This window comes from uncultured Frigoribacterium sp. (assembly GCF_963515265.1).
Lineage (GTDB): Bacteria > Actinomycetota > Actinomycetes > Actinomycetales > Microbacteriaceae > Frigoribacterium.
In genome coordinates this window covers 1-10,854 of sequence record NZ_CAUPYL010000082.1, presented here as the reverse complement: position 1 = coordinate 10,854, position 10,854 = coordinate 1, and the positions used below count along the sequence as shown (strand labels likewise).

The window sequence follows — 10,854 nt, the reverse complement described above, 5'->3', positions numbered from 1 at the left end:
GCGCTGCAGGCGCCGCCCGCTGCGTTCGCCGGGTGGCCGCGACAGCCTGCGCAGGCGTGGCAGCAGCAGCCGGTTCAGCAGCAGCAGCACGAGCAGGTCTGGCAGCCGCAGCAGTCCGCGCCGCTGCAGGTGCCGCAGCAGCCCGCACAGCAGCAGCAGTACTGGCAGGGCGGCCCGCCGACGCACGATCCCTGGGGTCGCCCGCTCCCGCCTCCCGGCTGGTGAGGCCGGCGGCCGTCGCCGCCACCGTCGCTACGGCGTCGGGTGCAGTGCGTCGTACGTCCTGAACGACGGGGTCAGCCGTGCCACGACGGCGATCAGCACGACGATAAGCGCCCCGCCGAGCAGCGGCGGCCACGCCACGCCCGCCGCGGCGACCAGCCCGACGAACAGGTCGCCGACGCGCGGCCCGCCGGTGACGACCACGATGAACACGCCCTGGAGACGCCCTCGCATGTGGTCCGGAGCCGCGGTCTGCAGGATGGTCGAGCGGAAGATCGAGCTGACGTTGTCGGCGGCCCCGGCCCCCGCGAGGGCGAGCGCGGCAGCGCCCAGCGCGACCAGGTCGGCCTGCCCCAGCCCCTCCGTGAGCCCGCCGTCGCCGCGCGGAGAGGTGAGCGCCAGCACGATCCCGAACGCGGCGATGCAGATCCCGTAGACGGTGATCGCACGGTCGACCGCTCGGCCCTGCAGGCGCACGTGGCCGAGCCGCCCCGAGAAGACGCTGCTCAGCAGCGCGCCCACCGCGTAGGAGGCGGTGAGGACGCCGACCGTCACCGCACCTCCTCCGATCACCACGGCCCCGACCACGGGGTAGAGCACCCGCGGCTGCCCGAAGGTCATCGCGATGATGTCGACGACGAAGGTCGTGCGCACCGTCGGCGCCCGCCGCAGGAACCGCATCCCCTCGACCAGGGACGCCAGCCCCGGACGCTGGGCGTTCCCCTCGGGGCGGATGGGCGGCAGCGTCACGATCCCGAGGAACGCGAACGAGAAGAGCACCACGTCGACCGTGTAGGTGGGCGCGAAGCCGATGCCCGCGACGAGGACCCCCGCGAGCGCCGGCCCGACGGTGAGCATCAGCCCCGTGCCGATGCCGCCGAGCGCGGCGGCGGCGGGCAGCAGCGAGGCCGGCAGGAGGCGCGGCACGATCGAGGCGCGCGACGTCGCGATCATCGTGCCGGCCACCGCGTTGACGCAGGTCAGCACGTAGAGCAGGCCCACCTCGTGCAGGCCGAGCCAGGCGTGCAGGGCGATGGCGGCGGTCGACAGCCAGGCGAAGACGGCGGCGACGAGGGCGACCCTGCGCCGGTCGAACGCGTCGGCGAGCATGCCGCCCCAGAGGCCTGCGACGATCATGGGCACGAGCGAGACGACGCCGACCAGCGCGACGGCGAAGGTCGAGCGGGTGATGTCGTAGACCTCGAGCCCGACGGCGACGAGGGTGAGCTGCGTCCCGATCCCGCTGACGGTGTTGCCGACGAAGAGGCGCGCGAACGCCGGGCTCTGCCGCAGCGGCGTGACGTCGACGAGCACCGGACGGCGGGACGGGGCAGGGGCGGGAGTCGGAGTGGTCAAGGCTCCATCATGCGCGATGCGCACGGTTCGGGGTCGACGTCCCGCCTCCTCCCGACGACACGAGGAGGCGGTGGTTGGATGGACCCATGACTCACGACCCCAGCACCAAGCCCGAGATCGACGCCCCCACCGCTCCTGCTCCCGCCGAGCTCGAGATCACCGACATCACGGTCGGCGACGGCGACGAGGCCCGGTCCGGCTCGACCGTCAACGTCCACTACCTCGGTGTCGAGTTCGACTCCGGCGAGGAGTTCGACGCGTCGTGGAGCCGCGGCGAGCCCATCAACTTCCCCCTCGCGGCGCTCGTCCGCGGCTGGCAGGAGGGCATCCCCGGCATGAAGGTCGGCGGCCGCCGCCAGCTCGTCGTTCCGCCGCACCTCGCCTACGGCCCCGCCGGCGGCGGGCACCCGCTCTCGGGCAAGACCCTGATCTTCGTCATCGACCTCCTCGGCGTCAGCTGATGACGGCCCCTTCGATCGGCCTCGCCGACGGCCGGACCATCCCGGCCCTCGGCCTCGGCACGTACGGGATGGACGGCGACGAGGGCGCGGGCCAGGTCGCCACGGCGATCGAGTCCGGCTACCGCCTCCTCGACACGGCCCTCAACTACGGCAACGAGGCGGCGGTCGGCGAGGCCGTCCGTCGCGTCGACGTGCCGCGCGACGAGCTCGTCGTCACGTCGAAGCTGCCGGGCCGGCACCACGGCTACGACGAGACGCTCGCGAGCTTCGAGGAGACGCGGCAGAACCTCGGCCTCGACTTCGTCGATCTCTACCTCATCCACTGGCCGCTGCCCCGGGTCGACAAGTACGTCGACTCGTTCCGCGCGTTCGTGAAGCTGCAGGAGGACGGCCTCGTCGGCAGCGTCGGCGTCTCGAACTTCACCGAGGAGCACCTGCAGCGCGTCGCCGACGAGACCGGCGTCGTGCCCGTGGTGAACCAGATCGAGCTGCACCCGTACTTCCCCCAGGCGGGGATGCGCGCGGTGCACGAGCGCATGGGGATCGTCACCGAGAGCTGGAGCCCGCTGGCCAAGCAGAGCGAGCTGCTGCAGGAGGCGGTGGTCACCGAGATCGCCCGTGCCCACGGCAAGACGCCCACCCAGGTCGTCCTGCGCTGGCACGTCCAGCTCGGCGCCGTGCCCGTGCCCAAGTCGGCCGACCCCGGCCGCCAGCGCGAGAACCTCGACGTCTTCGACTTCGAGCTGTCCGACGAGGAGGTGGCGCGCATCAGCGGCCTCGAGCGCGGCCGGCTCTGGGACGGCGACCCCGAGACGCACGAGGAGTTCTAGCTCCGCCTGCGGTCTAGACCGCTCGGCTCGACACGCCCGTGTCCTCTCCGGAGGGCGCGGGCGTCGTCGCAGGTGGGGCGGAGGCGTGCCCGGGCACAGGTAGACTGGCGTGCCGTCTTTTCCCGAGGGGTGGAGCAAACCTGGTGTCATCTGAGCTCGAGCGCGAACGCGCCTACGTGGCCACGCTGTACGCGCGTCTGGACGAGTTGAAGGCCGACGCCCGCGTCCGGCTGGAGAGCACCCGGCGAGAAGCCGTGGGCGGCAACCACCAGAGCCGCAGCGAGCGGGACGCGTTCGCCAAGCTCTACGAGGACACGATCACCCAGCTCGGCGCCGTCGACGAGCGGCTCGCCTTCGGCCGCCTCGAGCTCGAGCGGCCCGACGAGACCGGCAGCGCCCTCCGGTACATCGGCCGGGTCGGCCTGCGCGACCGGCAACACCACCCGATCCTGCTCGACTGGCGGGTGCCCGGCGCGAGCGCCTTCTACCAGGCGACCGCGGCGACCCCCATGGGCGTCCGGGCCCGCCGTCACCTCACCCTCGCCGGCCGCGCCGTCACCCGCCTCGAGGACGAGGTCTTCGACCCCGAGCTGCTCGACCGTGACGACGTGCAGCTGCAGGGCGAGGGCGCGCTGATGGCGGCCCTCACGGCCCAGCGGACCGGTCGCATGACCGACATCGTCGCCACGATCCAGGCTGAGCAGGACCGGATCATCCGGTCCGAGCTCGACGGCGTGCTCGTCGTCCAGGGCGGGCCCGGCACGGGCAAGACCGCCGTCGCCCTGCACCGTGCGGCCTACTTGCTCTATTCGCACCGCGACCGTCTTCGCGGCTCGGGCGTGCTCATCGTGGGCCCGTCGCGGTCGTTCCTGCGGTACATCGAGCAGGTGCTCCCGTCGCTCGGCGAGAGCGGCGTCGTGCTGTCGAGCCTCGGCGGGCTCTACCCCGACCTCGAGACCCAGGTCGACGACGCCCCGGACGTCGCGGCGCTCAAGGGCTCGGCCGAGATGGTCGAGCTGATCAAGCGAGCCGTGCGCTCGCGGCAGGTCCGGCCGACGCAGGCGACCACGATCGACATCAACGGCGAGCGGCTCGTCGTGCAGCCCGAGCTGATCGGCGACGCCATGCGGCGCGCACAAGAGCGGGGCAAGCAGCACAACCTCGGCCGGGTCACCTTCAACAAGGCGGCGCTCTCGGCGCTGACCCGCCTGCTCGTGTCGCAGATGCGCGAGCACGGCACGACCGTCGACGAGTCGGACGAGGCGGTGCTCCGTGAGGACATCCGCCAGTCGCACGACGTGCGGGTGCTGCTCAACACCGCGTGGATGCCGCTGTCGGCCGAGAAGCTCGTCGAGGACATGTTCGCGCGCCCGAACTGGCTCGCGACCATCACCCAGCGCTGGACGCCGGCGCAGCGCGCCTTGCTCCAGCGGCCCCGCGGCTCGCAGTTCACGATCTCCGACGTGCCGCTGCTCGACGAGGCGGCCGAGCTGCTCGGCGAGTTCCAGGCCGGGGTCGACCCCGACAAGCTGGCCCGCAAGCAGCAGCGCAAGCGCGACATCGAGAACGCCGAGCGGGCGATCGAGAACATGGGGGTCGAGGGCATGGTGTCGGCGGAGCAGATCGCCGGCGGCTTCGCCGAGCGCGCCGCGTCGATGACCACCTCCGAACGCGCCGCGGGCGACCGGACCTGGGCCTTCGGGCACGTCGTGGTCGACGAGGCGCAAGAGCTGTCGCCCATGCAGTGGCGGCTGCTGTCGCGCCGCTGCCCGCTGCGCTCGTTCACCGTCGTCGGCGACATCGCTCAGGCGTCCAGCCCGGCCGCCGCCTCCTCGTGGGACAGGGCGCTCCAGGTCCTGCTCGGCCGTCGTCGCGGCTCGAGCGTCGCCGGCACCACGGCGCCCTGGCGCCTCGAAGAACTCACGGTCAACTACCGCACGCCGAGCCAGATCGTCGAGCACGCCGAACGCCTGGCCGTCGAGAACGGGCTGACCATCACGGCGAGCCGGTCGGTGCGGTCGAGCGAGTGGCCGGTCCGCGAGATCGCGGTGCCTGCCCTCGCCGCCGCGGGCGACAGCCGAGGAGGCGCAGCGCACGACGCCCTCGTCGCAGCGGCCCTCGAGGCTGTCGCCGCCGACCGGGGGATCGACTCCGAGGGGACGCTCGCGGTCATCGCGCCGCAGCACCTCGTGGCAGACCTCGTCTCCGGGCTGGACCCGGTGTTCCCCGGGCAGGTGGCGCCGGGCACGGCGTCGCTGACCCGGCCGATCTCGGTGCTCAGCCCCGCGACGTCGAAGGGGCTGGAGTTCGACAGCGTCGTGCTCGTCGATCCCGAGGGCATCCGCACGGGGGCGGTCCGCGGCGCGGCGAGCCTCTACGTCGCGATGACCAGGCCGACGCAGCGCCTCACGGTCGTCGGTTAGCGCCGGCGGCCCGGGCCGCCGCCTCGACCCGGTCGTGGTGGGCGCGCCAGCCCTCGTCGTCCCGGTCCGGGACGTTCGGGTCGGCCGGTCCGTTGCCGAGCCTGCCGTCGACGAGCTCGCGGGCGAGGTCGGCGTGGCCCGCGTGACGCGCGGTCTCGACGCACAGGTGCACGAGGATCGAGTGCAGCGTGACGTCGCGCCGGTCGGCCGGCCACCACGGCACCACGCCGGGAGAGTCCAAGTCGAGCGCCGCGACGGTCGCGTCGGCGTGGTCGGCCGAGTGCCGAGCGAACGCGACGATCGCCTCCCGGGTCTCGTCCTCGGTCGCCCAGAGGTCCGCCTCCGGCTCGCTCGTGTCCGTCAGCCACGGCATCTCCTGCGGCGACGGCCGGTCGAAGACCTCGCCGAGGTAGCCGAGCTGGACGCTCGCGACGTGCTTGACGAGGCCGAGCAGGTTCGTGCCGCTCGCCACGAGCGGACGCCGGGCGTCGTACTCGTCGAGCCCGTCGAGCTTCGCGAGCAGGTCGGCGCGCTGCTTCGACAGGTAGCGCTGCAGGGTCTCTTTCTCGTCCATGTGCCCAGCGTGCCGCCTCCCCGCCTCGGCCGCCAGCCCGACCGCGGACGCTCAGCGGTAGTCGGGCGGCCAGGCGAACGCAGGAGGCGCGGTCACGGTCTCGCCCCGGGGCGCGAGCACGAGCGCGACGTCCTCGAAGTCGCTCAGCCGGATGCCGGCCGGGTCGCCCGACCAGCGGCTCCCGTCCACGAAGGCGGTCAGCTCGAGGCCGTCATCGGGTCCGAGCGAGCCGATGCTCACGGCGTCGAGGTGCACGTCCCACTCGGTGAAGAGCTGGCCCAGCACGAACGACTCCCGTCGGGGCGACTCGACGTGCACGATGCCGGACGTGTCGTGGGTGTGCAGGGGAGCGGCGAGCTTCGTGTCGGCGTCGTGCCCGATGTCTCCGGGGATCGTCACGGCCTCGCCGGCGACCGTGATCGAGAGGTGCGTGTGCACGTGCATCGCGAGGTCCTCGCCCCAGACGTTCTGCATGCCCGCGAGCTCGGCACGGCCGAGCCGGTCGCCCACGGCGGGCACGGGCCAGGGCGGGGCGTTCTGGGCGCCGACGACCCGGGACGGCTGCGCCGATCCGACCAGCCCGATCCCGACGGCACCGCCGATGACGACGAGTGCGGCCACGGACGCGAAGACGGTGTCTCGAGAGGGCACGCGACTAGGCCCCGTGGCCCGGCGCGGTGGGGTCGTGCGCGGCGCCGCGCTCGCCCGCGCGCTCCGCGTCGCTCACCTCGCGCACCCGGTCGACGAGCTCCCGCCAGGGCCCGGTCACCTGTTGCTCGGGCAGCTTGGCCTTCTTCGCCGGCGACGTCTCCGCCGAGATGACCCACACGAAGCGGTCGGGCTGCACCGACTGGGTCGGGGCGGGGGCCTCCGACCAGGGCACGAGGTCGAGCAGCACCAGCCAGGACTCGGTGTCGGGTTCGGCAGCGACGTCGACCTGCCAGGTGCGAGTGAGCCCGGCGAAGCCGCCGGACCTCTGGACGGTCACCATCATGGCCGCGATGCTACTCCGCGGCGCCGAGCTGCCGAGGGCGTGAGGTCCGGCACTCTGGGGACCAGGACTCAAGCTGCCGGCTCGACGCCCACGCCCTTCCAGCCTGCGGTCGTGGCCCGCGCCTCCTCCGAGTCGGTTCCGTACCGTGCTGCCGCCGCCGAGACGGTGGCCGCGGCGAACTCCGCGAAGGAGGCGGTCGGTGACAGCTCGCCGCCGACCAGAGTGTCGTACCAGACCTGCCCCGCGCGCTCCCACGCTCGGCCGCCCAGGGCGTCGGCGACGAGGAAGAACGCCCGGTTCGGGATGCCCGAGTTGAGGTGGACGCCCCCGTTGTCGTCGGTCGTCTCGACGTAGTCGTCCATGTGGGCAGGCTGAGGGTCCTTGCCGAGCACGTCGTCGTCGTACGCCGTGCCCGGCGCCGACATCGATCGGAGCGCGCGGCCCTCGACGGCCTCGGTGAAGAGCCCCTCGCCGATCAGCCACGTCGCCTGCTCGGCAGCCTGGTCGAACAGGTGCTGCTCGACGAGCGCGCCGAAGACGTCGCTGACCGACTCGTTCAGGGCGCCCGACTGCCCCTGGTACTCGAGGTTCGCGGTGTACTGCGTGACGCCGTGGGCCAGCTCGTGGCCGATCACGCTGACCGACGCGGTGAACCGGCCGAAGACCTCGCCGTCGCCGTCGCCGAAGACCATCCGCTCGCCGTTCCAGAACGCGTTGTCGTAGTCCTGGCCGTAGTGCACGGTCGCCTCGAGGGGCAGGCCCGCGCCGTCGATGCTCGACCGCCCGTAGACCTCGCGGAACAGGGCGTGCGTCGCGCCGAGGGCGTCGTACGCCTCGGTCACCGCGACGTCGTCGCCCGGGGGCTCGCCCTCGCCCCGGACCCGCACCCCGGGCAGCTGCTCGGTGCCCTGGGCGTCCGAGACGGTGCGCTCGACCTCGGGGCCCCGGGCGACGGCGCCCTGCCGCACGGGCGGCGCCTCGCTGCGGGCGGCGCGCACCTCGTCGATCTGCCGCAGCCCGTGCCGGGCCGCCTCGGGGGCTCGTGCGAAGCGCTCGGTGTCGGCCGCGGCGAGGTGGGCGAGCAGGTACGGGGGCACGATGTAGCGGGTCATGGACAGACTCTGTCACCGGCCTCCGACATCGGGGCCGTCCGTTCACACGATCGTCACGAGCGGCTGGTCGGGCGAGCGACCCGGCGAGCGGTCGGGCAGCTCACGAGGGGCCGCGGGCCCCCGGAGGTGCGGGGCGGCCTCCGCGAGCCGGTAGCGTCGACCGGATGACCGCCTCCGACGCCTCCGCCCTCGTCGACCGAATGATCGCCGTCGTCCCCGACTTCCCCGTCCCCGGGATCCTGTTCCGCGACGTGACGCCGCTCTTCTCCGACGCGGACGCCTTCGCGACCGTGACCGCCGCCCTCTCCGAGCCGTTCGACGGGGCCTTCACCGCCGTGGCCGGCATCGAGGCCCGGGGCTTCGCGCTCGCCGGCGGCATCGCGATCGAGCAGGGCGTCGGCGTCCTCACCGTGCGCAAGGCCGGCAAGCTGCCCGGCGAGGTCCTGAGCGAGAGCTACGCGCTCGAGTACGGCGAGGCGACGCTCGAGCTGCGGCCGAGCCAGCTGCCCCCGGGCACCCGGGTGCTCGTGGTCGACGACGTCCTGGCCACCGGCGGCACGGCCGACGCGACGGTCACCCTGCTCGAGCGCGCGGGCTACGAGGTCGTCGGCATCGCCGTGCTGCTCGAGCTCGAGGGCCTGCCCGGCCGCGAGCGCCTGGCTTCGCGCATCCCCGTGCACGCCCTCGGCAGCGCCCCCGCCTAGGGCGCGAGCCACCCCGGGAACAGCAGCAGCGACGCCCCCACGAGGCACGCCGCCGCGACCCCCACGAACACGCCGACCCAGAGGACGCCGGGCACGTGGGTCAGCCCGGCGAGCTGGTCGGCGTCCGACTCCGTGCGGGCGCCGCGGCGCGCCGCTCGCCGACGACTCGACTGCAGCTCGACGGAGGCGCGCAGGGCGCCCAGGCCCAGCACGCTGACCAGCACCAGCCCGAACACCTGCTGCCACTCGACCGGGGCGAGCCACGTGACGCCCGCGACGACGGCCGCGCCCACGAGCACGACCCACAGGCCGAACCAGTTGCGGATCTGCACGAGCATCAGCGCGAGGAGCAGCAGGAGCGCCCAGAGCAGCCCGGCGGCGAAGCCCGCGCCGAGCAGCCAGGCGGCGCCGAGCGAGGCCAGCGCCGGGGCGGTGTAGCCCGCCAGCAGGGTCAGCACCATGCCCGGCCCCGACCGCGGCCCGCGCGAGACGGTCAGCCCGGACGTGTCCGAGTGCAGGCGGATCCCCGTCAGCCGCCGCCCGGTCAGCACGGCGGCCAGGCCGTGGCCGCCCTCGTGCACGACGGTCACCGCGTGCCGCACCGTGTGCCAGGTGCCCGGCAGCAGCACGAGCGCGGCCCCGGCGGCGACGGCCAGCAGCATCCACGACAGGGGGAGCGGATCGGCGCGCTGCGCGACCCGGGCCCACAGAGCGGCCAGGGAGGCGGTGGTCTCGTCCATCCCGCCAGCCTAGGAGGCGCCTCCCGGTCCTCCCTCCCCAGGCTCGATCACCTCCGTCGAGAGGATGGTCCTCGGCTCCGGGCGGCGTCTTCCGAGCCGGCGTGCCGCACCATGGACGGATGCGCCGCGCCGTCCTCCTCCTCTTCAGCCTCGTCTACCTCGCCGGGGTGGCCTGGATGACGCTGCGCCCGTCGGTCTACGGCGACGGCACGTCCGAGCTGCTCTGGCGCGCCCTCGACTTCTTCGGTCGTCACGAGGAGACGAGCTGGATCACGTTCGCCAGGGTCGAGGCGGCGGCGAACGTCGCCATGTTCGTGCCCATGGGCATGTTCCCCGCGCTGCTCCTCCCGAAGCGCGCCTGGTGGGTCGGCGTCGTGGTCGGCTTCGCCGCGACCTGCGCCATCGAGCTCTACCAGGGCACAGCCCTCTCGTCGACGCGGTTCTCCGACCCGCAGGACATCCTGATGAACACGATCGGCGCGGCGATCGGAGCCGCGTTCGTCGGTCTCGTCCTGCCGAGTCGCCGCCGCTCGCGAGATCGCCGCCGGTCACCTCGCCCGGCACCCGTCTGGTAGGCTCGCCCGGTTGCCGTCTGAACGGCCGCGGAACAAGAGAGCTCGCACATCCTGTGACGGGCGCCGCGCAACGAACTGGAAAGGGGATCCTGAATGGCACTCGCACCTGACGTCAAGACCCGGATCATCGAAGAATACGCGACCCACCCCGGCGACACCGGATCCCCCGAGGTCCAGGTCGCCGTGATGACGCAGCGCATCCTCGACCTGACCGAGCACCTCAAGGAGCACAAGCACGACCACCACTCGCGTCGTGGCCTGCTCCTCCTCGTCGGCCAGCGCCGTCGTCTCCTGGGCTACCTGTCCAAGGTCGACATCGAGCGCTACCGCACGCTGATCGGTCGTCTCGGCCTGCGTCGCTAGTCGACCTCCGAGTCTCGACTCCGGCCCCCGTCCTGCTCTGCAGGGCGGGGGCCGTTCTCGTCCGCGCGGGGGAGCAGACCGCACGAGGAAGAGCGGAGGGACCGGCTCAGTACCAGTTGTTCCTGACCCAGAATCCCCACGCGCCGCAGGGGGTCTTGTAGCGAGACGCGATGTAGCTCAGCCCCCAGTTCACCTGGGTGCGGTAGCTGGTCTGCCAGTCCAGCCCCGCCGACGCCAGGTTCTTGGCGGGCCAGGCCTGGGGGATGCCGTAGGCGCCGCTCGTCGGGTTCGTGGCGTTCGTGCGCCAGCCCGACTCCTTGTTCCAGAGCTGCACGAGGCAGTCGTACTCGGCGCCCGTCCCGATGCGCGACGCCGCGTAGGCCTTCGCGCCTGCAGGGTCGTTGACCACGCCGGCCGGCGGTGCCGGCGTGGGGGCAGGAGACGGGGCGGGGGCAGGCGCGGGGGCGACCGGCGCAGGCGCGACGGGTGCGGGGGCGACA

General features: G+C 73.2%; 12 protein-coding genes and 2 pseudogenes. 7 read left to right on the top strand and 7 right to left on the bottom strand.

Going from position 1 to position 10,854, the window contains the following annotated elements; genetic code table 11:
• Positions 1-225, top strand: a pseudogene (locus RWM17_RS08440) (hypothetical protein); the annotation flags it as partial.
• A 27-nt stretch (positions 226-252) separates the two neighbouring features.
• Here RWM17_RS08440 and RWM17_RS08435 read toward each other — a convergent pair.
• Positions 253-1,578: an MFS transporter gene (locus tag RWM17_RS08435; protein WP_314102673.1), complete on the bottom strand. Its 1,326-nt coding sequence runs from the start codon at positions 1,576-1,578 to the stop codon at positions 253-255.
• Positions 1,579-1,664: 86 nt separating this feature from the next.
• Between RWM17_RS08435 and RWM17_RS08430 the strand changes: the two genes are divergently transcribed.
• From RWM17_RS08430 to RWM17_RS08420, 3 genes are all read left to right on the top strand, one after another.
• Positions 1,665-2,039, top strand: a complete 375-nt coding sequence (locus RWM17_RS08430; protein ID WP_314102671.1) for an FKBP-type peptidyl-prolyl cis-trans isomerase — start codon at positions 1,665-1,667, stop codon at positions 2,037-2,039.
• Positions 2,039-2,869: an aldo/keto reductase gene (locus tag RWM17_RS08425; RefSeq protein WP_314102669.1), complete on the top strand. Its 831-nt coding sequence runs from the start codon at positions 2,039-2,041 to the stop codon at positions 2,867-2,869. The genes RWM17_RS08430 and RWM17_RS08425 overlap by 1 nt, the downstream gene beginning before the upstream one ends.
• Before the next feature lie 140 nt (positions 2,870-3,009).
• Entirely contained in the window at positions 3,010-5,292 is a 2,283-nt protein-coding gene (locus RWM17_RS08420) for a UvrD-helicase domain-containing protein (RefSeq protein WP_314102674.1), read from the top strand.
• On the opposite strand, the gene RWM17_RS08415 is transcribed toward RWM17_RS08420, so the two are convergent.
• The 4 genes from RWM17_RS08415 to RWM17_RS08400 form a co-directional block, all read right to left on the bottom strand.
• A complete protein-coding gene (locus tag RWM17_RS08415; RefSeq protein WP_314102667.1) occupies positions 5,276-5,866 on the bottom strand; it encodes a DinB family protein in 591 nt (196 codons plus the stop codon). The two genes, RWM17_RS08420 and RWM17_RS08415, sit on opposite strands and share 17 nt — an antisense overlap.
• A 51-nt stretch (positions 5,867-5,917) precedes the next feature.
• Positions 5,918-6,517: a hypothetical protein gene (locus tag RWM17_RS08410; RefSeq protein ID WP_314102665.1), complete on the bottom strand. Its 600-nt coding sequence runs from the start codon at positions 6,515-6,517 to the stop codon at positions 5,918-5,920.
• 4 nt (positions 6,518-6,521) lie between these two features.
• Positions 6,522-6,860 carry a protealysin inhibitor emfourin gene (locus RWM17_RS08405; protein ID WP_314102662.1) on the bottom strand — a complete coding sequence of 113 codons (339 nt, stop codon included), beginning with the start codon at positions 6,858-6,860 and terminating at the stop codon, positions 6,522-6,524.
• Between the two features lie 68 nt (positions 6,861-6,928).
• Positions 6,929-7,972 carry a M4 family metallopeptidase gene (locus RWM17_RS08400; protein ID WP_314102660.1) on the bottom strand — a complete coding sequence of 348 codons (1,044 nt, stop codon included), beginning with the start codon at positions 7,970-7,972 and terminating at the stop codon, positions 6,929-6,931.
• 164 nt (positions 7,973-8,136) lie between these two features.
• Between RWM17_RS08400 and RWM17_RS08395 the strand changes: the two genes are divergently transcribed.
• Positions 8,137-8,676, top strand: a complete 540-nt coding sequence (locus RWM17_RS08395; protein WP_133738666.1) for an adenine phosphoribosyltransferase — start codon at positions 8,137-8,139, stop codon at positions 8,674-8,676.
• Here RWM17_RS08395 and RWM17_RS08390 read toward each other — a convergent pair.
• Complete coding sequence (locus tag RWM17_RS08390) at positions 8,673-9,416, bottom strand: M50 family metallopeptidase (RefSeq protein WP_314102658.1); 744 nt, start codon at positions 9,414-9,416, stop codon at positions 8,673-8,675. The genes RWM17_RS08395 and RWM17_RS08390 overlap by 4 nt on opposite strands.
• A gap of 119 nt (positions 9,417-9,535) precedes the next feature.
• Between RWM17_RS08390 and RWM17_RS08385 the strand changes: the two genes are divergently transcribed.
• Together RWM17_RS08385 and rpsO are read left to right on the top strand one after the other, a co-directional pair.
• Positions 9,536-9,991, top strand: a complete 456-nt coding sequence (locus RWM17_RS08385) for a VanZ family protein (RefSeq protein ID WP_314102656.1) — start codon at positions 9,536-9,538, stop codon at positions 9,989-9,991.
• A gap of 93 nt (positions 9,992-10,084) precedes the next feature.
• Positions 10,085-10,354, top strand: a complete 270-nt coding sequence (rpsO, locus tag RWM17_RS08380; protein ID WP_043596660.1) for a 30S ribosomal protein S15 — start codon at positions 10,085-10,087, stop codon at positions 10,352-10,354.
• A 106-nt stretch (positions 10,355-10,460) separates the two neighbouring features.
• Here rpsO and RWM17_RS08375 read toward each other — a convergent pair.
• Positions 10,461-10,854, bottom strand: a pseudogene (locus RWM17_RS08375) (lytic transglycosylase domain-containing protein); the annotation flags it as partial.